Below are 24,067 nucleotides of genomic sequence, written 5' to 3' on the forward strand. Positions count from 1 at the left end.
GGCACTCCCTGGCAGAAGAGGCATCCTGGCGAGGGCACCAGGCGCAGCGCCCGGGGGAGCCGTTCCTGCGGGCTCCCGGCGGGCACCGTCCGACGGCGGCGTGTGCGGGTCAGGCGGGGCGGCGGGCCTCGTCCACCAGGAGGACCGGAATCCCGTCACGCACCGGATACACCAAGCCGCACTCCGCGCCCTGGGTGCACTGCAACTCGTCGCCCTCCTCGCGCAGCGGCGCGTGACACGCCGGACAGGCGAGGATCTCCAGGAGTCCGGCTTCGAGCGGCATGTGTTCCTCCAGGTACGGGGCGACGGCGGTGTGCCGACTGTGTTGTGCTGACTGTGCCGTCAGGGTACCGCCGCGGACGGGGGACGGGGCCGGGGGCGCCGTCAGGCCTCGGCGTCCCGTTCGGTCTCCGCCCGCACGATGGCCAGCACCTCGTCCCTGATGCGTTCGACCGTCTCCGTGTCGCAGGCCTCCACGTTCAGACGGAGCAGCGGTTCCGTGTTGGACGGGCGGAGGTTGAACCACCAGTTGACGCCCGTGACGGACAGCCCGTCCAGCTCGTCGATGGTGACGCCCTCGGTGCCCGCGAAGACGGCCTTCACCGCGCTGGTGCGGTTGAACTGGTCCTCGACGGTGCTGTTGATCTCGCCGGAGGAGGGATAGCGGTCGTAGTGGGCGACCAGCTGGGAGAGCGTTCCCTGCTGCCCGCCGAGCGCGGCCAGCACGTGCAGGGCGGCGAGCATGCCGGTGTCGGCGTTCCAGAAGTCGCGGAAGTAGTAGTGGGCCGAGTGCTCGCCACCGAAGATCGCGCCTGTGCGGGCCATCTCCGCCTTGATGAACGAGTGGCCGACGCGGGTGCGTACGGGGGCGCCGCCGCTCTCCCTGACCACCTCCGGCACCGCCCGGGAGGTGATCAGGTTGTGGATCACCGTGGCGCCCGGGGCCTTGGCCAGCTCGCGGGAGGCCACCAGCGCGGTGATCGCGGACGGCGGGACGGGCTCGCCCCGCTCGTCCACGACGAAGCAGCGGTCGGCGTCGCCGTCGAAGGCGAGGCCGATGTCGGCGCCGGTCTGGAGCACCCGGTGCCGCAGGTCGACGATGTTCTTCGGATCGAGCGGGTTGGCCTCGTGGTTGGGGAAGGTGCCGTCCAGCTGGAAGTACATCGCGTCCAGTTCGACCGGCAGCTCGGCCAGCACGGTGGGCACGGTGTGCCCGCCCATGCCGTTGCCGGCGTCGACGACGACCTTCAGGGGCCGGATGCCCGACAGGTCGACCAGGGAGCGCAGATAGGCCGCGTACTCCTCCAGCATGTCCCGTCGGCTGACGGTGCCTTGGGGTGCGTCGCCCGCCGGAGCACCGCCCGCGTCCATCCACCGCTCGACCAGGGAGCGGATCTGAGCCAGTCCTGTGTCCTCGCCGACGGGCGCGGCACCGCGGCGGCACATCTTGATGCCGTTGTACTGGGCCGGGTTGTGGCTGGCGGTGAACATGGCACCGGCCGTGTCCAGTTGGCCGCTGGCGAAGTACAGCTGGTCGGTGGAGCACAGGCCGATCTCGGTGACGTCGGCGCCCTGGGACGCCGCGCCTTGTGCGAACGCGCGCGCGAGTCCTGGGGAGGAGGGCCGCATGTCGTGCCCGACGACGATGGCGGGGGCCTCGGTGACGCGGACGAAGGCGGCACCGAACAGTTCGGCGGTCCCCTCGTCCCACTGGTCCGGCACCACACCGCGCACGTCGTACGCCTTCACGATCTGAGACAGATCAGCCACGGCCAGCCCTTTCTGGGTTGTCGGTCGGCAACGGGCACAAATCTACCCGTGGGTGTGACGGGCGCAGCGCGGCAGCACGGGTGACCTACGGTTCCGGGGACCGCAGGACCCTCAGATGGCCGCGCCGGGCGACCTCCATCGGGTCGGCGTCCCGCCCGTCGGCACCCCGCAGCCCTTCCTGCGGTGACGGGTCCCGGGGGTCGGGGCGCGGCGTACGGGCGGCCTCACGCACGGCGTTGGCGAGAGCTTCGAGGTCGTCACTGCTGGGCCGGGCCGCTGCGGTGTCGACAGCGAGCCGTACGACCTCCCAGCCGCGGGGCGCGGTGAGCCGCTCGGAGTGCTCGGCGCACAGGTCGTAGCAGTGGGGCTCGGCGTAGGTGGCCAGCGGCCCCAGGACGGCTGTGGAGTCCGCGTAGACGTACGTGAGCGTCGCGACGGCGGGACGACCGCAAGCGGTGCGCGAACATCGACGTACAGGGCTCACGACGTTGGACCGTACCGCACTCTTGAGCGGGCCGCGACGACTCGCCCCGACGTCACCCTGCCGTGTCGTCCGTGTTCGCCGGAAACGCCTGATCTGCTGAAAGACCCCGTGGAAAGGGCCCGGAGACCCTTCGTCCCCCGCCGCCAGGGCGTGTCCGGGTCCGGAAGGGCAGGCAATCCACCCGAGCCCGGTCATTTCACACTCGGCGTTCGGCCGAAAGAGGAGCTCATCAGAGCAGAAGGGGGAACCGATCCCTCCGCGCGGACAAGCCGTCGGCCGGAGCACAGGCGGAGTCGCCGCCGGGCGGCCGCAAAGGGACCCGCAAGCGGCCCGCAAGGCCGACCGTCGGGGCGCACGCTGAGCGCCCAGCGGTGGCCCGCACGAGGCGTCCCACGGGGCGCGGACCGGGCAGCCGCCTGACGGCAGGGCCCCGGCGCGCCGGTGGCCCCCCGCTCGACGTGCGCGGCGGGCTACGCTCAGGGGTGATGGACAGCCCCGTACCGCCGCGCAGGGCCGCCGCCCGGCCGCACAGCCGAGACCGCCACGGCCGCGGCATGCGCGGCCCCATCGCGCCGCCCCAAGTGCCGCTCGCCGTCAGCCGCGCCGAGGCGTTCGACGACCTGGTGCGCGATTCGGTGGCCCGTCTGGAGCGGCACTGGCCGCAGCTGGCCGGTGTCGAGTTCGCCGTCCAGGAGGTTCCCCGCTCGGACAACGGAGAGGTGCGGGAGGAAGACGACGCCGTACCGCTCGGACGGGTCGCCGAGGGTGGTGGCAGCCGGCCGGACCGCGTGATCGTCTTCCGGCGTCCGGTGGAGATCCGCAGCCGCACCAGGGACGAGCGCGCCCTCCTCGTGCACGAGGTCGTGGTGGAACAGGTGGCCGAACTGCTGGGTCTCGCCCCCGAGTCGGTCGACCCCCGCTACGGCCAGGACTGAGCCGCCCCGAGAAACGCACGGAAGGGCGGCTGAGGGACGCGGCACGGGTCAGGGCGGACAGGCGGTGCCCGGGCGCCCCCGGGCACCTCAGTCGTCGTTCAGCACCGACAGGTCCTGTGCCGAGCCGGGGACCGCGACGGTGCTCCCGTCGTCCGGCAGCGCCTGGAGGGTGAAGGCGGGCAGTCCCGACTGCTCGCGCTCCAGCATCCGGGAGGCGTACAACGGCCCTCCCGTCAGGCGCTCCACCGTCACCGCGTAGGTGCCCTTGCCCCCGGACGGGCGCGGCGGGGTGACGGCTGTGGTGGTGTGCGCCTTCACGGTCACGGTGGTGCTCTTCGGGCTGCCACCGCCGCTGCCGGCCGACGCGGTCACCCGGACCTTCGCCTCGCCCTTCGGAGCGGTCAGCGACACCGTGGATCCCTTCTCGCTGTTGTCGGCGGCCGTCGCGCGCTTGTGCACGGGCTGCGTCGCCGGAATGAACGCCGACTCCTGCTTGTCGCCCTTGCCGCGGAGCACGCGGGCCGCCGCGACGATTCCGGGCGCCTCGGCGTCGCCCTTCGACGGGGAGAGCACCAGGGAGCCCGACTCGCCCTGTGTGAGGTCCTTGAGGTCGACCGTGGTCACCATGCCCGCCTTCACGTGCAGCCGCTCGTGCCCCGCCGGGCTGATCAGACCGGAACGGCCGGCCAGTTTCACCGTCAGGTCGGCGTCGCGGCCGCCAGGGGCGAAGACGGCGAGCCGCACGGAGGCGGCGTCCTTGGGGATGCCGGGAAGGACAGCGCCGGGACTCGGGGTGGTGGCGGGAGGGAGCCAGTCACCGCCCAACTTCCGGTCGGACGCCTGCACCTGCGCGCCCACCCTGCCGGACCGTGCGGTGACGTGCAGCGTCACATTGGTGGCCGGTTCGGGGGTGAGGGTGGACAGCAGGACGGGCACCGTGGAGCGCGGTGGGACGGTGATGCCCTCCCCCGCGTCGCCGCCCGCCTTGATTTTGCCCTCCTTGCCGTACAGCTCCAGATCGACGACCGCACTGGTGCTGTCCGGGTTGGTCAGGTGCACGTAGTCCTGCCTGCCCGCGGCGGTACTGGCGCCGGGGAACCAGAACGTGGTGTCCGGGGCCGAGCACGAGGTGCCCTGGAGCCCGCGTCCCGCGCCGGCGCTGATGCTCGTCGTCTGCTGCACCGTCCAACCGGGCGCGAACGGGCCGTCCGCCGTGCCGGTGAGCGCGGGCGCCTTGGCGTCGCTGGTGTCCTCGGTGACCGGTGTGCCGGGGCTGCTGAGGGGGAGGAAGGGTTTGCCGTCCTTCTTCTCGTCGTCCCTCTTGTCTTCTTTCTCGTCCCCCTTCTCGTCTCCCTTGCCGCCCTTGTCGCCCTTGCCGTCCTTGTCGCCCTTGCTGCCCGATTCCGGGTCCGCGGGGGCCTCGGTGTCGGCGAGTTCGGCGGGGTAGAGGGCGGCGCTGCCCTTCTTGCCCTGACCGCCCTTGGGCGTGAACGCCGTGTAGGAGGTCTCCGCGACGTCGGACGTGGTCGGACGGGGGCACACCAGCGTGGAGCGCTCCACGGGCTTGTACGCGGCCGGCTTGGCGCCGTCCCCGCTCTCCGGCGCCTCCTCGGGCGCCCAGACAGTGGCCAGGCCGGTCACGGCAGCCAGCGCGACGACGGCGCCGCCGAAGCTGAGGACTGTGCGGTTCACTGCTGCTCGCTCCCGTTGCCGTACCTGTTGTCGTAGCCGTCGTGCGCCGCGGCCCCGCCGTAGCCGGGCGTGCCGTCGTAACCGGGGGCGTCCTCGTGGCCCTGCGCCCCTTCGTACCCTGTCTCGCGGCCCGGCTGGTAGCCGTAGGCCCCGGGGCCGCCCTGCGCCGCGTACGGCTGTGCCTGCCAGCTGTCGTAGCCGCCCTGCTGACCGTAAGCCTGCTGGTCGTGGACCTGCTCCCCGTACGCCTGCGAACCGTAGGACTGCTGGTCGTAAGGCGGCTGGCCCCAGGACTGCTGGCCGTAGGACTGCTGGTCGTAGGACCGCTGGTCGTACGGGGGCCCGGCGTACGGCTGCTGGTGCGGGACCTGGCCGTAGGACGGCTGCCCGTAGGCGTCGTACCCGTGGGCAGGCTGCTCGTAGGCCGACTGCTCGTACGAGGCGTGCTCGGCGTACCCCGTCCCGGCCGCGGCGTCGTGCTGGGCCCCGGGGTGGTGCCCGGGCTGCTGCGGCACGTAAGGCTGCTGCTCCCCGTACGGCTCGTGGGCGGGCTGCTCGGGCAGGCCGTGCGGCTCGGCGCCGCCGTCGGTCTCGGAGACCGACGGGTCCTCCGACACCCCCGGGGCGGTTGTGGCCGCTTCGGCGGCCGCTCGCAGCCGGCGGGCCCTGCGGCCGTCTCCGGCCGCGGGGTCGGGCGCGGGCGGGGCGTCCGGCAGGTCGTCGTCCACCTCGCGCCTGCGGCCCGGCAGGGCGAGGACGAGGACGACGAGGAGGAGGAATCCCTGGGCCCACACCCACACGGTGTGGGTGAGGGGCGTCTCGTACGTGAGGGTCAGCTTGCCGCCGTTGGTGGGCAGTTCGAAGCCCTGCGCCCAGCCGTCCACCGTGGTGTCCTTGAGCGGGCTGCCGTCCAGGCTCGCCTGCCAGCCGCTGTCCGCCTCGTCGGCGAGCCGCAGCACCCGTCCGGAGGGCCCGGTCGGCAGGGTCGCGTGCGACTCGACGGGGCCCGACGCCACCGCGACCGGTGCGGTCACCGCGCCGCCGGCTCCGCTCTTCTCGCCGCCCGGGACGATCGAGACCCGGGAGACCTGCCGGTCGACGCGCCACAGTGCGCTGCCGTCCTCCTGGCTGAGGCGGGTGAGGCCCGGGGTCGCGTCCAGCGTGCGGCTGACCTGGCGTGAGGTGCCGTCGCGCAGCAGTACGTAGCGCACGGCGTAGCCGCCCAGTTGGCTCGTCTGGTCGGCACCTGACCCCGCCACGAGGTGGGAGACCACGTTGTCCAGCCGCGCGTCGTCACCGCCGACGGCGGCCAGGTCCGCGTCCCCCAGACGGGCGCCGGAGCCCCGTACCAGGGTGTAGCCGACCTCGGCGGCGCCCTCGGGCTGGTCGAGGACGAGGGTGCGGGCCTGGTCGCTGGTCGTGCTCTCCTCCGCGACGAAGGCCGGCACCTGCACCGGGTCGCGGCGCGAGAGGGGACCGTCGGCGCCACCGGCCATCCACCCCACGGCCGCGCACAGGGGTGCGAAGACGGCCGCGGCCGCGACCAGCGCGGCGACGGGCTGACGCCAGCCGAAGCTCTGCGCCGCCACCCGCTCCTTCGCGCCCTCGGCGCCGACCGCGGCGGCGCTCAGCAGCCCGATTCCGTACACGAGGGTGGCGGGACCCGCCCAGGCCGAACCGTTGGACAGCGCGGCGAAGACCAGCCCCGTCAGCGCCACGACCCACGCCGCCCGTACGGCCGGCTGCCGCTCGCCGCGCAGCAGCGCGGCCAGCCCCGCGAGCAGCAGGCCGACGAGGAAGAGCCCGTCCGTGGTGCCGGGGCCGCCCGGCGAGGCGGTCAGCAGGTCGATGGCGGAGGCGGCACCGGTGCCGTACTCCAGACCGACCTCGCTCAGGAACATCCCTGGGTCGGTCAGCAGCGACAGCGACCAGGGAGCGAGCAGCAGCACAGGCGTCACCAGGGCGACACCGAGACGCGCCGCGCGCATGCCGGCCGAGCCGCCCTGCCCGACCCGCACCGCGAGCACGACGACGGCCAGCACCAGCGCCAGCGGCCACACCAGGGGCGTGAACGCCGTCGTGAGGGTCAGCAGCAGCGCGTACGCCCACGCGGACCGCCAGCCGCCCTTGCCGTGCAGCCCGCAGGCCGAGACGGCGGCGCGCGCCAGCAGGGGCAGCAGGATGGCCAGGACGGCGGTACCGATGCGTCCTTGCGCGAGGGCGCCGGTCGCGGCGGGAAGGAACGCGTACGCGACGCTTCCCCAGGCCCGCACCAGCCGGGAGTCGACCAGCGGGCGGGAAGCGAAGTAGGCGGTGAGTCCGGCCAGCGGTACGGAGCACACGAGCAGCAGGGTCAACGCCAGGCTCGTGCTGCCGAACAGCAGCGTGGCGAAAGTGGCGAGGACGGCCAGGTAGGGCGGAGCCGACTCGGTACCGCCTGTGCCGACGGGGTGCCAGCCGTCCAGGTAGCGCGCCCACAGGTCGGAGACGGTGTCGGGGACCGGCAGCAGTGCTCCGCCCGCCAGCGCCCCGCCGCCCAGCAGCGACCGGCAGGCGACCAGGGAGACGATCAGCAGGACGGCGAAGAGGACGGGCCCCGGCTTGCGCGCGACCCGTTTGACGCGCGCGAACTGCTCGATCTCCAGGAAGTCGGCGTCGTCGTCCGAGGGGCCCGACTCGACGGCACCGTGCCGTCCTCCGGCGGACAGCTCCGCCTCGGAACGCCCTGAGAAGTTGCTGGTGACCTGCTCCAGAGTGACGCGCAGCGTGGCGCCCGGCGGAGGAAACAGGGGGCGCAACTCCTTGTACGGCACCACGGGCCTGCCCCGTCTGCGCCGCGCGCCCAGCACCCGGCCGGCCCGCAGCAGCGTGCCGGACAGTCCGGTGATCTCGTCCAGCGCCTGCCCCGGCACCTTGCCGACCAGATAGGCGAGCGTGCGCACAAGGGTGCCGAAAACCAGCCGCGACAGCACCCAGGGGAGCATCGCTTTGGAGGTGTTGGCGAGCAGCGTGTAGACGGCACCCGCCTTGTCGACGCGGTGCGGGCTCGCACCGCTGCGGCTGGCCCGCCCCACACAGTCGACCGGACGGCGCTCACGCGACGCCGCCTCGGCGTGCCGCACCACGGAGTCCGGCGCGACCAGGACCCGGTGCCCCGCGGCCTGCGCACGCCAGCACAGATCGACGTCGTCCCGCATCAGGGGCAGCGCGCGGTCGAAGCCGCCCAACTGGTCGAAGACGTCACGGCGGATGAGCATGCCCGCGGTGGAGACGGCCAGCACGGGCCGCACCTGGTCGTACTGGCCCTGGTCCTGTTCGCGCCGGTCGATTCCCGTCCAGCGCCGGCCGCTGTTGGCGAGCGAGACGCCCGCCTCCAGCAGCTGCCTGTGGTCGTACCAACTGCGCAGCTTGGGCCCCGCGATGCCGACGGACGAGTCCGCGTCGACGACGCGCAACAGTTCGGCGAGGGCGTCCGCCTCGGGCGCGCAGTCGTCGTGCAGCAGCCACAGCCACTCGACGGGCTCCCCGTAGGGCAGCTCAGGCATGTCGTAGGCGTCGTCGCGCCAGGTCCTGTTGACCGGATCCCAGCCGCTGGGCCGCTTCAGGTACGGCAGGTCCTCGGGGGTGAGCCTGCGCGCGGTGCGGGAGGCCTCCTCGACCGCGGTGCCGAACCCGGTACGGCGCGCCATGTGCAGGACGCGCTCGGCACCGAGCGACTCGGTGAGCAGCTCGGCGGAGTCGTCCGCGCTGCCGGTGTCGGCAGCGATGATGTTCTGCACCGGGCGGCTCTGTTCCAGCAGCCCGCGCAGCGCGTCGGGGAGCCAGCGCCTGCCGTCGTGCGCGACGATCACGGCGGTGACGACGTGCCGGGGGAACTCGGGCGGCTCCACGGTGGCCAACCCTGCTGCGGCCGCCTCGTAATGGGCCGCCATATGGCTGTGCACGGACATCGAGGTAGGGGCCCTCCCCGGGGTGCCGGGGCCTCGCGGCGGTGCCGCGCTGTGGCTGCAAGCCCCCGGAAGACGCGAATCGGAGCGGTGAACGCACCCCCTGTGCCAGGGCGGTGCGTCGCGGACGGCCCCACACTAACGGCTCCCACAGGTGCGTCCGGCGCCTTGGTGCAACTGGCCCGAGGGGGCTTCACACGACCCGGGAGCGCTCACGGCGGCTCCCGCTCACCCGATACGGACGGCCGAACGCGGCGCGAACAGGCGCACGCGGGTGGCGGCAGGGAGGCCACTGTCGGACAGAAGGCGGACCAGCAGGTCTTCGGCAGGCTCCGGGACGCCGGACGGGGAGGGCGATCGAACGGGAGGGTGGGCGGGCGTCGGACGCCCCAGCCGGACGCCGATCGGTACGCCTGTCGAGACGCCGGCCGGTACGCCTGTCGAACACCGCGATGCGTCAGTCGCACACTGGAAATCCCGGTCGAACACCACAGGTCCCGACCGAGGGCGCGGCGCGATCGGACGTCCGGACGCAGCTCGTGCAAGTAGTGCGCGTCGTGCGCTCCGATAGCGCGAGTCGTGCGCTCCGGTCGTAGTGCGAGTCGTGCGCTCCGGCGGCAGTGGGTCTCGGGTCGAGCGGCAGGCCGTCCGCCGGAGTGGCAGGTCGGCCAAGCGGCGGGGGTCGACCAGGCGGCGGGAGCAGCCGTGCAGCGGGGGCGGCGCCCCTCAGATGGCGGCTTTCTTCAGCCGACGCCGTTCCCGTTCGGACAGGCCGCCCCAAATACCGAAACGTTCGTCATTCGCGAGGGCGTATTCGAGGCATTCCGAGCGGACTTCACACGCGAGGCAGACCTTTTTCGCCTCACGGGTTGAACCGCCCTTCTCGGGGAAGAACGACTCCGGGTCGGTCTGGGCGCACAACGCGCGCTCCTGCCAGCCCAGCTCCTCGTCCGCCTCTTCGACCAGCAGTTGTTGGAACAGCTCGGTCATGTGCGCCCCTCGATCCGTCTCTGCGACCCCGTGATGCTGTCGTTATCGAACCCTCTTGAACGACACGAGTGAAATTACAAGTGTGCCGATCCGGGGCAGTCAAGCCGAGATCTGCTATTGAGCCCGTTATTCACCCGGCGGAACCAAGCATTCGCCGTAAGTGTTCAAATCAGCATGAACTATGACACTCACATCCGGAGGCCGTCCCATTTGTCCGGCTTCTGCATGGAGAACGTGATGACCTGCGCTCACGTTCCGCACCAACCCCCGGATGGCCCTGATCACGTTCCGGTCACGGAAGAACAACGGCGATCCGAGTGCGTTGGTGCGCCGTATCTCCCGCAGAGGGCAGCACAAACCTTTCGCCGTCCGCGGTGACCGGAACCGGTGAAACATCACTCACAAACCCGGCGTCAGGTTGACACCGGGGTGTCGGAACGCTCTCCTTGGACGCATGTCAGCGACCTTCGAGATCCGCACGGCCCGTGGCGCCTTCGCCCCGCGGTCTGCCGGGGGTGCACACGTGGCCCCCGTCGCTGCTCTGGTCCCGGAGCCCCGCCGCTGTCGCTGTCGCCGCGACTGTCCGGCGCGCTGTCGCTGAAGCCTCCGCTCTCTGCGGGCCGGGGCTCCTCACGCCCACCAGCCGGCTGACGCACGTCGCCGGCCGCTGTCCGGCCGGCGAGCACCGCTCCGCCCGGCCGCCGCTCGGCCGACGAGCAGCCCCGCTCCACCCGAGCACCGGCTCCCGTGAGTGGCCGCTCCTCCAGGCGCGCCGGGCTCTCCTCCCGGTCCCGCACCCTCTCGCCGCCTCGGCGCTGCCCCGCAGCACGGCAGCCCACCGGCACGCTTTCCCGCTTCCTGTCCGGCTCTTTGACGAAGGCACCGCCGCACGTGAACAGCGACGTCGAAATCGCGGGCGATCCGCTCGCCGTACCGCACCTCCTTCCTCCCGCCCCCGCGCACCCCGGCACCGTCGCGGGGTACGCCGGAGTGATCCGCGAACTGGCCGCCGACCGCGCCTTGTGGGCGCCCCTGGTGCGCTACGACCCCACCCTGCGCTGGTACCACCGTTTGCGCACCGGGCCCGGCTACGAGGTGTGGCTGCTCAGTTGGCTGCCGGGGCAGGGCAGCGGGCGGCACGACCACGGGCGCTCGTTCGGTGTCTTCGGCGTACTGGCCGGCGCATTGACCGAGCACGGAAGCGGTACCCGGTTGCTCGCCCCCGGCACGGTGCGGGTCTTCGCCCCCGGATACGTACACGAGGTGGCCAACAACGGGCTGGAACCGGTGGTGAGTGTGCACGTCTACGCGCCGGGGCTGACCGAGATGCCCCTGCACTGCTCCGTCGGTACCCCCGCCACCTCGTCCGGTACTGCCGTCACCCCGAGCGCGCAGACCTGACGGTCCGGCGGGTGGCCGACGCGCGGCCAAGGACGTCGACGCCCGCCACCCGTCACCCGTCACGCGGTTTCCCAGGGTGTGGCAGGGGCGGGCTGATGTCCGCGGCGGGTTCCGGGCTGCGAGACTGGGCGCATGCAGCGCATTGTGGTTCTGGCCGGGGGCATCGGCGGTGCCCGTTTCCTGCGCGGACTCAGGTCCGCGGCGCCCGACGCGGAGATCACCGTCGTGGGCAACACCGGTGACGACATCCATCTGTTCGGTCTGAAGGTCTGCCCGGACCTCGACACCGTGATGTACACCCTGGGCGGCGGCATCCACGAGGGTCAGGGCTGGGGACGGGCCGGCGAGACGTTCACCGTGAAGGAGGAACTGGCCGCCTACGGCGTGGGCCCCGAGTGGTTCGGGCTGGGCGACCGTGACTTCGCCACCCACATCGTGCGCACCCAGATGATCGCCGCCGGATACCCGCTCAGCGCCGTCACCGAGGCACTGTGCGCGCGCTGGCAGCCGGGGGTGCGGCTGCTGCCGATGACGGACGACCGCGTCGAGACCCACGTGCTGATCGACGACCCGGAGGCGCAGGGGGAGGAAGGCGGCCGCAAGGCCGTCCACTTCCAGGAGTACTGGGTGCGGCTGCGGGCGTCCGTGGACGCGCACGCGGTGGTGCCCGTCGGCGCCGAGGCCGCCAAGCCCGCGCCCGGCGTTCTGGAGGCCGTCGCCGCGTCCGACGTCGTCCTCTTCCCGCCGTCCAACCCGGTGGTCAGTGTCGGCACGATCCTGGCGGTGCCCGGCATCAGGGAGGCCATCGCGGACGCGGGCGTGCCGGTCGTCGGCCTCTCCCCCATCGTCGGTGACGCACCGGTGCGCGGGATGGCGGACAAGGTGCTGTCGGCCGTCGGGGTGGAGACAACGGCGGCGGCGGTCGCCGCGCACTACGGTTCGGGGCTGCTGGACGGCTGGCTGGTGGACACCGTGGACGCCGACACCGTCGGGGCCGTCGAGGACGCCGGTATCCGGTGCCGCGCCGTGCCGCTGATGATGAGCGACGAACAGGCGACCGCCGAGATGGCCCGGGAGGCGCTCCGGCTGGCCGAGGAGGTGCGGGCATGACGGCGACGACGGCCGCGACGCCGCCGCTCCCGGATCCGGACGCCTCCGCTGCGGCTTCCCCCGCGGACGCGTCTCCCGCGTCCGGGCCGCACGCGTTGGGGTCTTATGCCTCGGAGTCGCCCGCTTACGAGGTCTGGGCGGTGCCCGGCATCCCCGAAGTGCGGCCCGGTGACGACCTGGCCGCACTCGTCGTCCGGGCGGCGGGTGCGGACGGGCGCACCCTCGTGGACGGCGACGTCCTCATCGTCACGTCGAAGATCGTGAGCAAGGCGGAAGGCCGCATCGTGGAGGCCGACGACCGCGACGCCGCGATCGACGCGGAGACCGTGCGCGTCGTCGCCCGGCGCGGCCCCGCGCGCATCGTGGAGTCACGGCACGGTTTCGTGATGGCCGCCGCCGGAGTCGACGCCTCCAACACGCCCAAGGGCACCGTTTTGTTGCTGCCGGAGGATCCGGACGCCGCGGCCCGCCGGGTACGCGACGGGGTGCGCGAGGCGCTGGGTGTCACGGTCGGTGTCGTGGTCACCGACACCTTCGGACGGCCCTGGCGCGAGGGACTGACCGATGTGGCCATCGGCGCCGCCGGTGTGCGGGTCCTGGAGGATCTGCGAGGCGGCGTCGACGCCCACGGCAACCCGCTGGGTGTGACGGTGACGGCTGTCGGCGACGAGCTGGCCGCCGCGGGCGAGCTGGTCAAGGGCAAGGCGGACGGACTGCCCGTCGCCGTGGTGCGCGGGCTGGCCCGGCACGTGCTGCCCGCCCCGGAAGAGGGCGGTGACACGGAGCCCGCGGTCACGGCACGGGCGCTGGTGCGGGACGCCGCCGCGGACATGTTCCGGCTCGGCACCTCCGAGGCCGTACGGGAAGCGGTGACGCTGCGGCGCACCGTACGGGAGTTCACGGCCGACCCCGTGGACGGCCAGGCGGTGCGGCGGGCCGTGGCAGCCGCTGTGACCGCGCCCGCGCCGCACCACACCACTCCCTGGCGGTTCGTCCTGCTGGAGAGCGAGAGCTCCCGGCTGCGGCTGCTGGACGCCATGCGGGACGCGTGGATCGCCGACCTGCGCGCCGACGGCAAGAGCGAGGAGAGCATCGCCAAGCGGGTCAAGCGCGGCGACGTGCTGCGCGACGCGCCGTACCTCGCCGTTCCCTGCCTGGCCACGGACGGCGCCCACGCCTACCCCGACGCGCGGCGCAACGCCTCCGAGCGGGAGATGTTCGTCGTGGCGACCGGCGCGGGCATCCAGAACTTCCTCGTCGCGCTGGCCGGCGAACAGCTGGGGTCGGCGTGGATCTCCTCCACCATGTTCTGCCGCGACGTGGTCCGCGACGTCCTGGAACTGCCCGCCGACTGGGACCCCATGGGCGCCGTCGCCATCGGACGGCCCGCGGCACCGCCCCGGCAGCGCCCGGCACGCGCGGCGGAGGACTTCGTCGTCGAGAGGTGAGCCCGTCGGCCCCGACGGGCGACCGCCGGGGCCGTCCCGGGCCGCCCTCCGTCCCGGACGTACGGCCCGTGCGGACGTACGTCACCAGGACCGTACGTCCCCGAAACGCCCTGCGTTCCCGCTACAGCGGGGCGATGTTCCCCACCGGGAAGCGTGGCTGACGGCGCGGCATGCGCGGGCCGCCCAGCAGGACCAGGCGGGAGGCGCGGTGCCGCTGGCCCTCGTAGGGGGCCAGCAGTGCGAGCATGCCGTCGTCGTCGACGCCCCGCTCCCCCGTGAGGGCGTACCCGACCAGGCGCGGCAGGTGCAGGTCGCCGACCGTGACGGCGTCCGGCTCACCGTTGCAGCGCTGTAGTACCTCCGCCGCCGTCCAGGGGCCGATGCCGGGGATCGCCTGGAGCCGGGCCTGCGCCTGGGCGAGCCCCATGTGTGCGGCCTCCTCCATGCGGCTCGCCCGCTGGAGGGCACGCACAACGGCACCGGAACGCTTCTGGTCGACCCCGGCGCGGTGCCACTCCCACGAGGGGATGCGCAGCCAGTCACGCGGATGGGGCATCACCCACAGGTTCGGATGCGGTCCCGGGGCGCGCTCGCCGAAGCGGCGGACCAGCAGCCGCCAGGCGCGGTACGCCTCCTCCGCGGTGAACTTCTGCTCCAGGACGGACGGGATCAGCGACTCCAGCACCCGCCCGGTGCGGATCAGCCGCAGCCCGGGGTGGCGGCGGTGTGCCTCGCGGGTGACGTCGTGGTGCGCGACGAAGGCGCCCGGATCGTCCTGGGCACCGAGCAGCCGGGGAAGGCCCTCCAGCACCCATCCGGCGCCCGGCCCCCACGCCTCGGCGCGCACCTCGCCGTGCGCGCCGCCGGGCCGCAGCCGCACGCACAGCGCAGCAGGCCCTTCCGGGGTGCGGGTGCCGCGCCAGACCGCGCCGCCCTCGGCGCGGTACGTCGGATCGTAGGGACCACGGCACAGCACGCCCAGGCTGCCGTGCAGGTCGTACGGGCCCGGCGGGGTCCAGGAGCGGGTGAGTGACACGGACAGCAAGCGTAGAGCCCGGCACCGACAGCCTCGCACCGGCCGGCACGGCAGCCGGGCACCGGTCCGGGAGACCTGCCGGCCCGAGGGGGATTGCCAGCCCGAGGGGGAACTACTGGTCCGGGGAGAAACGGACCGCGCCTGCGGGGATGCGGGCGTCGCACCAGACGCGGATACCGCCGCGCAGCTCGTTGCCCTCTCCGATGACGGCGCCGTCGCCGATGACCGCACCGTCCAGCACGGTGTCGGCGCCGATACGGGCTCCGGCACCGATCAGGGAGTCACGGATGCGCGCGCCTGGCGCGATCACGGCGCCGTCGAGCAGCGCGCTGCCGTCGATCCGGGCGCCCGCGCCGACCTCGGCGCCGGCTCCGGCCACCGAGCCGCCCGTCAGCTTGGCGTCCCCGGCGACCTGCGCGCTGGCCAGTATCAGCCGCTCGCCGCACCGCCCCGGTACGGCGGGAGAGGGCGCGCGGCCCAGTACCAGGTCGGCGGAGCCGCGGACGAACGACGCGGGGGTGCCCAGGTCGAGCCAGTAGGTGGAGTCGACCATGCCGTGCAGGTGCGCGCCCGCCTCCAGCAGCCCGGGAAAGGTCTCCCGCTCGACGGAGACCGGACGCCCGGCCGGGATGGTGTCGATGACCGACCGGGTGAAGACGTAGGCACCGGCGTTGATCTGGTCGGTGACGATCTCCTCGGGCGTCTGCGGCTTCTCCAGGAAGGCCGCCACCCGCCCGGAGGCATCGGTGGGGACGAGCCCGAAGGCGCGCGGATCGGTGACCCGCGTCAGGTGCAGCGAGACGTCGGCGCCTGCCCGGGTGTGCTGATCGACCAGGGCGCGGATGTCGAGCCCGGAGAGGATGTCGCCGTTGAAGACGAGCACCGGCTCGTCGGGCGACGAGTACAGCCGGGAGGCGACATTGCGGATGGCGCCGCCGGTGCCCAGCGGTTCCTCCTCGGTGACGTACTCCAGGTGCAGGCCGAGTTGGGAGCCGTCGCCGAAGTACGGCTCGAAGACCTCGGCGAGGTAGGAGGTGGCCATCACCACGTGGTCGACACCCGCCGCGCGGGCGCGTGCCAACTGGTGGGTGAGGAAGGGCACACCAGCGGCCGGGACCATGGGCTTGGGTGTGTTCACCGTGAGCGGACGCAGCCGGGTGCCCTTGCCCCCGACCAGGAGGATCGCCTCTGTCACCTGTCGTCTCTGCTTCCTGCCGGGGTCCGCCGACCGCCCTTCCGTGCGGCCGGCGGACAGTTTATGCAGACGCCCGCGCTCCGGTTCCCCGGCCCGGGGCCCTTGCGTGCGCACGCCCGGCAGGCGCCCGGCATACACCTCGGGCCGCCCGTGCGCTGCCGCGGCGGCCGTCCCGTCCGTCAGCGGCCCTGGAGGCGGGCCGCCGCGGTGCGGATCGTGCCGAGCTTGGCGTACAGCCGGGCACCGGGGCACTCGGTGACGAAGCCGTCCTTGTGCCCCGACACGGTGTGGAACTCGACCCTCTTCCCCTTCTTGAACTTGCCTCCCCCTGAGGTCAGCCACGTCTTGCCCGCCGGGTCGACGCCGGAGAGGCCCAGCTTCCACGCGGTGAGCTTCTCCAGCGCTTCGAGGGCTTTGCGCGGGGGCTCGTTCTTGTCGTACGAACCGAGGACGGCGATGCCCGTGCTGTTCGTGTTGAAGCCCAAAGTGTGGGCCCCCATCACCGGCTTGGCCACACCTCCGGCGCGTCCCTCATAGATCGTGCCGCACTTGTCGACCAGGAAGTTGTAGCCGATGTCCCGCCACTTGCTGCTCTTGACGTGGTAGCGGTACATGCCCCGGATGATCTTCGGCGCCTGCTTGCAGCTGTAGTCGTTGGTCATGGCCGTGTGGTGCACGAAGGCCGCCTTGACCTTCTTGGTGTAGGAGAACCCCGACTCGCGCAGCTTCTCGTCGGCGTGCCAGCCCTTGCGGGTCACGATCCGCGGCCGGGGTCCCGCGTACTGACCGGCCGCCGGGTACTCCGTCCGGGTCGCTTCCTTCGTCAGCGCGGGCAGTACGCCGCCGGCGGCGATCTGCGCGGACTCGGCCGAGTCGCTTCCCGCCCCCTCGCCGGCCGAGCCCGCTCCTGATCCGGCCGCTCCGTTGTCCCTGGCCCCCGCGCTCGGCGGGGCCGCCTCCTGGCCGGGAGACCCGGTGTCGGACGGCGCGTCCGGGTCGGGGGGCGCGTCCGTGGGCGCGGGTGCGTCCGTGGGGGCCGTGTTCTCCGTTTCGGGGCCGGGGTCGACCAGTTCGAGACGGAGCCCTTCGGGAAGCCGTACGGACGCGTCTTCCTCTCCCGACGCTTCCGTTCCCGCCGGTTCCTCGGCCGTCCCCGTCGCTTCCGTTCCCGTTTCCCCTCCCGCCGTTCCGGTTGCTCCGTTGGGCGCTTGCGTCGCTCCCTTTGGCGACTCCGCCGCCCCGTGCGTCGCCCCCTCCGGCTGCCTCTTCGCTGCCTGTTCCGGCAGCACGCGGGCCTCGACACCGTCCGAGGGGCCGACCCACAGGGGTGCCGTCGCGCCGCGCGCCTGACGGTCGGCGACCTCGCGGCCGGCGTCGCCGGAGTGGGCGTCCAGGTCCTGCCACTCGGACCACTGGCCGGATCCGGCGTGCCGGGTGCGCACCTGGACGCGTGCCCCCAGGGGGCGGTCCGCGCGGTCCCACACCACGCCGAGAAGGGAGTACGAGTGCACCGTGCGGGCGGCGACCCGGACGGCGGAGTGGTTCAGGCCTCCGTCACGCTTGTCTGCCGTCTGCCCGGCGAAGGCCAGCGACTGGGTGTGGCCCGGCACCTGGTCCCGAGAGGCGTCCCCGGCCCCCCTGGGCGCCGCGGACTCCTGGGACGCCCGGGCAGGCGAGGCCGGCGAGGCCGCCTCGGGCGATGCCGGGGACTTCGAGGACTTCACGGACTTCGCGGACGGCCCGGGCGCGGACGGTGTCGTGGCGGAGGCGAGGGGGGTCAGCGACAGCAGCAGGGCGGCAGCGCCCACAACGCCGATCGAATGAGCACAATTGGCACGCATACCCATGATCATGGGCATATCCGATCATCGGTGTCCATTACCGCACCGCCAGCCGGACGCAGGCGTACGCTGGCGCGGATGAACGCCACTGACCGCACCCCTGCCGGCCTGCTGCGGACCGCGCTGTCCGACGACCCGTCACGTCCGCTGGTGACCTTCTACGACGACGCCACGGGTGAACGCGTCGAGCTGTCCGTCGCGACCTTCGCCAACTGGGTGGCGAAGACCGCCAACCTCCTCCAGGACGAGCTCTCCGCCGAGCCCGGCGACCGGCTCGCGCTGCTGCTGCCCGCCCACTGGCAGACGGCCGTGTGGCTGCTGGCCTGCTCCTCGGTGGGCGTGGTGGCCGACCTGGGCGCGGGCGCCGGGAGCGCCGCCCGCGCCGACGTGGCGGTGTGCGGCCCGGACACGCTGGAGGAGGGCCGCTCCTGCCCGGGCGAGCGGATCGCGCTGAGCCTGCGGCCGATGGGCGGGCGCTTCCCGGAACCGCCGGAAGGCTTCATGGACTACGCCGTCGAGGTGCCGGGACAGGGCGACCAGTTCGCCCCGTACGTCCCCGTCGACGCCGACGGGCCCGCGCTGGTGCTGCCCGACGGCAGCGAACTGACGGGGGCACAGGTGGTCGACCGCGCACGCGCTGACGCCACGGACCGCGGTCTGACGGTGGGCTCGCGGCTGCTTACCGCGCTCCCTTACGACGGCTGGGACGGTTACAGCGCGGGGCTCCTCGCACCGCTGGCGGCCGGCGGTTCCGTGGTGCTGGCGCCGCGGCTGGAGCGGCTGGACGCCGCCTCCCTGGACCAGCGCAAGGAGAACGAACGGGTGACCCACACGGCCTCTTGACGCCCTGTGGGCGGACGGCACTCTACGGCCGCGAGCCCGGCCGCTGCCGGCCCGCAGGCGGCGCGTGGGCGGCCGCCCGGGACGCGGCGGCCGCCTCGCTCCTCCCGCCGACTCCGCGCGGCACTGTCGCCTCAGATACAACCCTGCGCGGGTTTCGCACGTCTGTCTTCACGACCGGCGCAGCCGTACGTGTGTGCGGACCGGCGCTGCCGCGATGCGAGGGATGACACCAGCCGTGACCGATCCGGGCACCACCGACACCGATTCCGACGCGTCCGCCACGGCTTCCACCCGCCCCCGCAGACGCCGTCGGCTGCGGTGGGCGGCGCTCGCCACCTCGGGCCTGCTCCTGGCCGTCGCCGCGACCGGCTGGTCCCTCTACAAGAAGCTCGACGCCAACATCCGCACCGACTCGGGCACCGCGCAGGCGCTCGCGCCCTACGAGATGGAGCGCCCCGCGCCGGCCGAGGGGACCGGCGAGGCACGCAACATACTGCTGCTGGGCTCCGACAACCGCGGAGACGGCAACGGCGCGTGGGGCAGGGACGAGGGGAGCGAGCGTTCGGACACGACGATCCTGCTGCACATAGCGGCCGACCGGCGCAGCGCGACGGCGATGTCGATACCGCGGGACCTGATGGTCGACATCCCCGACTGCCGGCGGCGGGACGGTTCGCCGGCGCGTGCGCAGTTCGCGCAGTTCAACTGGGCGTTCCAGAACGGCGGCGCGGCCTGCGCGATCCGGACGGTCGAGAAGATGACGGATGTCCGCATCGATCACCATCTGGTCGTGGACTTCCAGGGGTTCACCGAACTGGTGGACGCTGTCGGCGGGGTGGAGGTGTGCCTGGCGCAGCCGGTGCACGACCGGGAGGCGAAGCTGGACCTTCCGGCGGGACGGCAGACGCTGGACGGTGAGGACGCGCTCGGTTATGTCCGGGCTCGGCACGGTCTGGGCAACGGCAGTGACACCCAACGCATCGAACGTCAGCAGCGTTTCCTGGGATCACTCGTGAAGAAGGTGCGCAGTAACGGTGTACTGCTGAATCCCGCCAAGGCCTATCCGGTGCTGGATGCGGCGACCTCGTCACTGACCGCTGATTCCGGGCTCGATTCCCTCTCTGAACTGTACGAACTCACGCGGAGTGTGCGAGATATTCCGCAGGATCACATCCGCTTTCTTACAGTGCCCCGACAACCGTACGAACCGGACATCAATCGTGATGCGTTGGTGCGCCCGGCGGCCGACGAGCTCTTCACCAAACTGCGCCAGGACCGGCCGATACGCGTCGAGAACAACGGCGGGGACAAGAAAGACAAGAGCGAGAACGCCGCGACCGAGGAGGGGAGGGACGAGGCAGGTCAGCCCTATCGCGGAACAACAGCCGACCGGGACATCTGCACGAACGAATGAAGCTGGGAATGAGTCGAATTGACCGTTTCCGACTGCACGGAATTTGTCACCGGCGTCGCTAGCGGCCGAACCTGCCGGATAGTGTGAGCGCTCCGGCCGGCCCCGGGGCGGCCTCAGCAGCCGGTTCTTATGGAGGACTTACGCAATCGTGGACGCGCAAGGCCGTGGGCACGCGGGAGATGTCGACCCCGCGGATCAGTGGGTGTTCAACCCGAACACCGGCAGCTATGAGCTGCGACTGAACCCCGTCGCCGACGACTCCCCGAGTCAGTACGGCGGCCGCCGCACCTCCGCCCCGCGTCAGAGACAATCCTCCCCCGACGAGGACACCTCGACACCTTCCCGTGCCTCGGACGCCCAGGGCCGCTCGGGGTCGCGTGCCGGCAGCCGCTCGGAGTCCGGTGGCGGGCGGGCCGGATCCAGGGCGAGTGACCGCCCGGGCTCGCGCGCCGCGCGGCGCGCCGAGGCCAAGCTGCCCGCACAGCGCCGGGCACGCGCCTCCGAGCGGTCCGCGTCGGCCGACGGCGGGCGCGGTGGCGGTCACGGCCGCAGGAAGGCCAAGCGGAAGCTGTCGAAGAAGCAGAAGGCGCTGCGGATCGGCGGCGGCGTCGTCGGGTTCGTGATGGTGGCCGGCTGTGTCGGCGGCGTGTACATGTACCAGCGGCTCAACGGCAACATCAACAAGGTCGACGTCGGTGAGGAGAACCCCGCGGTCAAGGACGGCCCGGTCAACATCCTCGTCATCGGCACCGACGCCCGCGAGGGCAAGGGCAACACCGGCTACGGCGACGCGGGCAGCGTCGGGCACGCGGACACCACGTTCCTCTTCCACGTCTCCGAGGACCGCTCCAACGCCACCGCGCTCTCCATCCCGCGCGACATGGTCACCGACATCCCCAGGTGCGAGACCAGGGGGGAGAACGGCGAGACCAAGATGATCCAGGGGCAGCAGCGCGTCCGCTTCAACACGAGCCTGGGCCAGTCGGAGCGCGATCCGGGCTGCACCTGGAAGACCGTGGAGAAGCTGACCGGTGTGGAGATCGACCACTTCATGATGGCCGACTTCAACGCGGTCAAGGAGCTGTCCACGGCCGTCGGCGGCGTCGAGGTGTGCACCGCCAAGGACATCAACGACCCGAAGTCGCACCTGAACCTGAAGGCCGGGCGGCACACCGTCAAGGGCGAACAAGCGCTGGCGTTCGTCCGCACCCGGCACTCGGTGGGCTTCGGCAGCGACCTGAGCCGCATCAAGCTCCAGCAGCAGTTCCTCAGCGCGATGATCCGCAAGATGAAGTCCGGTGACACGCTCACCAACCCCTCCAAGCTGTTCAAGCTCAGCGACGCCGCGACCAAGGCGCTGACGGTGGACACGGGCATCGGCAGCGTCAAGAAGCTGATGGCGCTGGCGAACGATCTCAAGCGGGTCAACACGGACAACATCACGTTCGCCACCGTGCCGGTCGTGGACAACCCCGAGGACCCGGCGACCGTCATACTCGACGAGGCGAAGGCCGATCCGCTGTTCAAGATGGTCCGCGCCGACAAGTCCCTGACCAAGACGGAGAAGGCCAAGAAGAAGAAGGCGGAGCCCAAGCCGAAGGCCAAGAAGGCGCCCGTCTCCGAGGTCGACGTCTCCGTCCGCAACGGCGGCGGCCCCGCGGGGGCGGCGGCCGGGACGGTGGAGTGGCTGACGAACAAGGGAGCCGGCAACGCGGTGTCCGGCGGCAACGCGCCGCAGACCCTGGACAAGACCCGGGTGGAGTACACCGCGTCGCAGGAGGGCCAGGCGGCCCGGCTGGCGGACATGCTGAAGCTGCCGGCGTCGGCGCTGAAGAAGACCGAGGACACGGGGTCCGGGTCGAGCATGACGCTGACGCTCGGCAAGGACTTCACGACGGCGGGGAAGCCGGTCGGCGCGCCCGACAAGGCCCCCTCCGGCGTCGAGAAGGTCAACGCCGGCGACAAGAACGTGTGTGCAAAGTGACGTCTACCCCTCCGGCACGTCCTGCCAGGCGGCCGGGGGCAGCACGACCTGAAAACCCCGGGGAGGTCCCGTGCGGCAGTACAGCAGCGACGGCGGCGAGGGAGCGCGAAGCAGCGCTCCCACCGCTGCCGACCGCGGGTGGGACGAAAGCCTGTACGAGGACCGCCCCGCACCACAGTCCGACGCTCCGCACGCCGGGAGCCCGGCACAGGCCGGCACCCCGCAGGCCGGCGGCGCGGGACGCCCTGTGGCGGCGTCCGCCGCGGCTGACCCCCAGCACGGGGACGGAGGCCGCCGCCGTCACACGCAGCGCGGCGGCGGCCGCGGGGGCGGCAAGGTGAACGCGGCGGCGGCCGGCGGCCCCCCGCACCGCGGGCGGCGCGCGCTGCGCTGGTCGGCGATCGTCCTGGCGCTGCTCATACTCGCCACCGCGGGAGCGGGCTACCTGTACTACCAGCACCTCAACGGGAACCTCGACAAGGACGACCTGAACCTCGGCGACAGCAAGCTGGACAAGGCAGACCCCAACGCCGAGGGCCAGACGCCGATGAACATCCTGCTGCTGGGCTCCGACTCGCGCGCCTCCGCGGAGAACGTGCGGCTCGGCGGCTCCCGCGCGGACCGGGAGAGGCCACCGCTGGCGGACGTCCAGATGCTGCTGCACGTCTCCGCCGACCGCAGCAACATGTCGGTCGTCTCCGTACCGCGTGACACCCGCGCGACGATCCCCAAGTGCACCGACCCGGACGACGGGAAGGTGTATCCGGAGACGACCGACAAGATCAACACGAGTCTTCAGCACGGCGGTCCCGGCTGCACCGTGGCGACCTGGGAAGAGATGACCGGCGTCCCGGTCGACCACTTCATGATGATCGACTTCGCGGGCGTGGTCTCCATGGCGGACGCGGTCGGCGGTGTCCCGGTCTGCGTCGACAACAACGTGCACGACCCGCAGTCGAAGCTGAAGCTGAAGAAGGGCACCTCCGTCATCAAGGGCGAGCAGGCGCTCAGCTGGCTGCGGACCCGGCACGGGTTCGGGGACGGTACGGACATAGGCCGCGCCAAGGCTCAGCACATGTACATGAACGCGATGGTCAGGCAGCTCAAGGCCGGCACGAAGCTCACCGACCCCGGCAAGCTGCGCGGCCTGGCGGAGGCCGCGACGAAGGCGCTCACCGTCGACAAGGGCATCGGCTCGGTCAAGAAGCTCTACGACCTGGGCAACGACCTCAAGCGCGTCCCGACCAAGCGGATCACCATGGCGACGATGCCGTGGGAGTACGGCCCCGGCGGCAGCTACGTGGTGCCCAAGAAGGACGACGCGGACAAGGTCTTCTCCCTCATCCGCAACGACGTGGCGTTCGACGGCAAGGACAAGAAGAAGGCGGAAGCCGGCAAGTCGGCGCAGCCGACCAAGCCCTCGCAGCCCAAGGGCGAGATCCCGGTCAGCGTGATGAACGGCACGGGCACCTCGTTGCAGCCGCCGGTCACGGGCCGCGCCGGCCTCATCGCGGGCGAGTTGACGAACAAGGGTTTCAGCCAGGCGGTGGCCGACCAGACGCCCCAGTCACAGGCGGACACCACCATCCGCTACGCGCGCGCCGAGGAGCGGGGCGACGCGCTGGCCGTCGCCGAGACACTGGGCCTTCCCGAGCGGCTGGTCAAGCACTCCTCCGGAGTGCAGAAGGTCACCCTCGTGATCGGCGCCGACTGGCGGGAGGGCACCGCCTACCCGGACAGCGGCTCGGGCTCCTCCGAGGACGGGAAGCAGGACGAGCAGAAGGCACCGGACAGCGCGGACGCGCTGCGCGGTGACGACAAGAAGGCGTGCATGGAGGTCAACCCGAACTACACGTGGTGACGCCTCGGCCCTGCCGGTGAGAGACCGGACGGGCCGGTGGGACGCGGACAACCCGTGGAAGGGGAGAAGCGGACACCCCGTGTAACGGGAGAAAAGGTAAGGGGCGCCCTCCCTGG

Annotated in this window: 17 protein-coding genes; 8 read left to right on the forward strand and 9 right to left on the reverse strand. The window is 72.2% G+C overall.

The window, feature by feature from the left end; all coding sequences use genetic code 11:
• Nucleotides 1–109: 109 nt before the first annotated feature.
• From DQ392_RS04525 to DQ392_RS04535, 3 genes are all read right to left on the reverse strand, one after another.
• Nucleotides 110–283 (reverse strand): Trm112 family protein, encoded by a 174-nt coding sequence (locus DQ392_RS04525; RefSeq protein WP_114014170.1) that lies wholly within the window; start codon nt 281–283, stop codon nt 110–112.
• A gap of 101 nt (nt 284–384) precedes the next feature.
• On the reverse strand, nt 385–1,770 hold the full coding sequence (locus DQ392_RS04530; RefSeq protein WP_114014171.1) for a phosphomannomutase/phosphoglucomutase: 1,386 nt from the start codon (nt 1,768–1,770) through the stop codon (nt 385–387).
• Between the two features lie 85 nt (nt 1,771–1,855).
• Complete coding sequence (locus DQ392_RS04535) at nt 1,856–2,254, reverse strand: DUF3499 domain-containing protein (protein WP_181856274.1); 399 nt, start codon at nt 2,252–2,254, stop codon at nt 1,856–1,858.
• Between the two features lie 485 nt (nt 2,255–2,739).
• Between DQ392_RS04535 and DQ392_RS04540 the strand changes: the two genes are divergently transcribed.
• On the forward strand, nt 2,740–3,189 hold the full coding sequence (locus DQ392_RS04540; protein WP_114014172.1) for a metallopeptidase family protein: 450 nt from the start codon (nt 2,740–2,742) through the stop codon (nt 3,187–3,189).
• 87 nt (nt 3,190–3,276) lie between these two features.
• Here DQ392_RS04540 and DQ392_RS04545 read toward each other — a convergent pair whose 3' ends face one another.
• From DQ392_RS04545 to DQ392_RS04560, 3 genes are all read right to left on the reverse strand, one after another.
• Nucleotides 3,277–4,881, reverse strand: coding sequence for a DUF5719 family protein (locus tag DQ392_RS04545; protein ID WP_114014173.1), 1,605 nt, complete (start codon nt 4,879–4,881; stop codon nt 3,277–3,279).
• On the reverse strand, nt 4,878–8,831 hold the full coding sequence (locus DQ392_RS04550) for a glycosyltransferase family 2 protein (protein ID WP_114014174.1): 3,954 nt from the start codon (nt 8,829–8,831) through the stop codon (nt 4,878–4,880). The genes DQ392_RS04545 and DQ392_RS04550 overlap by 4 nt, the downstream gene beginning before the upstream one ends.
• A 723-nt stretch (nt 8,832–9,554) precedes the next feature.
• The gene (locus tag DQ392_RS04560) at nt 9,555–9,818 is read right to left on the reverse strand and encodes a WhiB family transcriptional regulator (RefSeq protein ID WP_016910644.1); all 264 of its coding nucleotides are present in this window, start codon (nt 9,816–9,818) and stop codon (nt 9,555–9,557) included.
• Between the two features lie 891 nt (nt 9,819–10,709).
• Between DQ392_RS04560 and DQ392_RS04565 the strand changes: the two genes are divergently transcribed.
• From DQ392_RS04565 to DQ392_RS04575, 3 genes are all read left to right on the forward strand, one after another.
• Nucleotides 10,710–11,219 carry a cysteine dioxygenase gene (locus tag DQ392_RS04565; protein ID WP_114014176.1) on the forward strand — a complete coding sequence of 170 codons (510 nt, stop codon included), beginning with the start codon at nt 10,710–10,712 and terminating at the stop codon, nt 11,217–11,219.
• Between the two features lie 132 nt (nt 11,220–11,351).
• The gene (gene cofD, locus DQ392_RS04570; protein ID WP_114014177.1) at nt 11,352–12,329 is read left to right on the forward strand and encodes a 2-phospho-L-lactate transferase; all 978 of its coding nucleotides are present in this window, start codon (nt 11,352–11,354) and stop codon (nt 12,327–12,329) included.
• Nucleotides 12,326–13,777, forward strand: coding sequence for a coenzyme F420-0:L-glutamate ligase (locus DQ392_RS04575; RefSeq protein WP_114014178.1), 1,452 nt, complete (start codon nt 12,326–12,328; stop codon nt 13,775–13,777). The genes cofD and DQ392_RS04575 overlap by 4 nt, the downstream gene beginning before the upstream one ends.
• A 121-nt stretch (nt 13,778–13,898) precedes the next feature.
• Here DQ392_RS04575 and DQ392_RS04580 read toward each other — a convergent pair whose 3' ends face one another.
• The 3 genes from DQ392_RS04580 to DQ392_RS04590 all read right to left on the reverse strand — a co-directional run bounded on the left by DQ392_RS04580 (nt 13,899) and on the right by DQ392_RS04590 (nt 17,816).
• Complete coding sequence (locus DQ392_RS04580) at nt 13,899–14,813, reverse strand: DNA-3-methyladenine glycosylase family protein (protein ID WP_114014310.1); 915 nt, start codon at nt 14,811–14,813, stop codon at nt 13,899–13,901.
• A 112-nt stretch (nt 14,814–14,925) separates the two neighbouring features.
• The gene (gene manB / locus DQ392_RS04585) at nt 14,926–16,008 is read right to left on the reverse strand and encodes a mannose-1-phosphate guanylyltransferase (RefSeq protein ID WP_114014179.1); all 1,083 of its coding nucleotides are present in this window, start codon (nt 16,006–16,008) and stop codon (nt 14,926–14,928) included.
• 179 nt (nt 16,009–16,187) lie between these two features.
• Complete coding sequence (locus tag DQ392_RS04590; RefSeq protein WP_342774912.1) at nt 16,188–17,816, reverse strand: peptidoglycan recognition protein family protein; 1,629 nt, start codon at nt 17,814–17,816, stop codon at nt 16,188–16,190.
• 111 nt (nt 17,817–17,927) lie between these two features.
• Here DQ392_RS04590 and DQ392_RS04595 point away from each other — a divergent pair, with 111 nt between their 5' ends.
• From DQ392_RS04595 to DQ392_RS04610, 4 genes are all read left to right on the forward strand, one after another.
• A complete protein-coding gene (locus DQ392_RS04595; protein ID WP_114014180.1) occupies nt 17,928–18,692 on the forward strand; it encodes a TIGR03089 family protein in 765 nt (254 codons plus the stop codon).
• Between the two features lie 235 nt (nt 18,693–18,927).
• The gene (locus DQ392_RS04600; protein WP_245981180.1) at nt 18,928–20,106 is read left to right on the forward strand and encodes an LCP family protein; all 1,179 of its coding nucleotides are present in this window, start codon (nt 18,928–18,930) and stop codon (nt 20,104–20,106) included.
• A gap of 148 nt (nt 20,107–20,254) precedes the next feature.
• Nucleotides 20,255–22,090, forward strand: coding sequence for an LCP family protein (locus DQ392_RS04605; RefSeq protein WP_114014182.1), 1,836 nt, complete (start codon nt 20,255–20,257; stop codon nt 22,088–22,090).
• Nucleotides 22,091–22,160: 70 nt separating this feature from the next.
• Complete coding sequence (locus tag DQ392_RS04610; RefSeq protein WP_114014183.1) at nt 22,161–23,951, forward strand: LCP family protein; 1,791 nt, start codon at nt 22,161–22,163, stop codon at nt 23,949–23,951.
• Nucleotides 23,952–24,067: the final 116 nt, after the last annotated feature.

Source organism: Streptomyces reniochalinae (genome assembly GCF_003323735.1).
Classification (GTDB): domain Bacteria; phylum Actinomycetota; class Actinomycetes; order Streptomycetales; family Streptomycetaceae; genus Streptomyces; species Streptomyces reniochalinae.

Excerpts from the sequence above, each read along its gene's own strand:
- DQ392_RS04550 (WP_114014174.1), bottom strand. The coding sequence starts at position 8,831 with ATGTCCGTGCACAGCCATATGGCGGCCCATTACGAGGCGGCCGCAGCA.
- DQ392_RS04575 (WP_114014178.1), top strand. The coding sequence starts at position 12,326 with ATGACGGCGACGACGGCCGCGACGCCGCCGCTCCCGGATCCGGACGCC.
- DQ392_RS04540 (WP_114014172.1), top strand. The coding sequence starts at position 2,740 with ATGGACAGCCCCGTACCGCCGCGCAGGGCCGCCGCCCGGCCGCACAGC.
- DQ392_RS04595 (WP_114014180.1), top strand. The coding sequence starts at position 17,928 with ATGAACGCCACTGACCGCACCCCTGCCGGCCTGCTGCGGACCGCGCTG.
- DQ392_RS04525 (WP_114014170.1), bottom strand. The coding sequence starts at position 283 with ATGCCGCTCGAAGCCGGACTCCTGGAGATCCTCGCCTGTCCGGCGTGT.
- DQ392_RS04560 (WP_016910644.1), bottom strand. The coding sequence starts at position 9,818 with ATGACCGAGCTGTTCCAACAACTGCTGGTCGAAGAGGCGGACGAGGAG.
- cofD (WP_114014177.1), top strand. The coding sequence starts at position 11,352 with ATGCAGCGCATTGTGGTTCTGGCCGGGGGCATCGGCGGTGCCCGTTTC.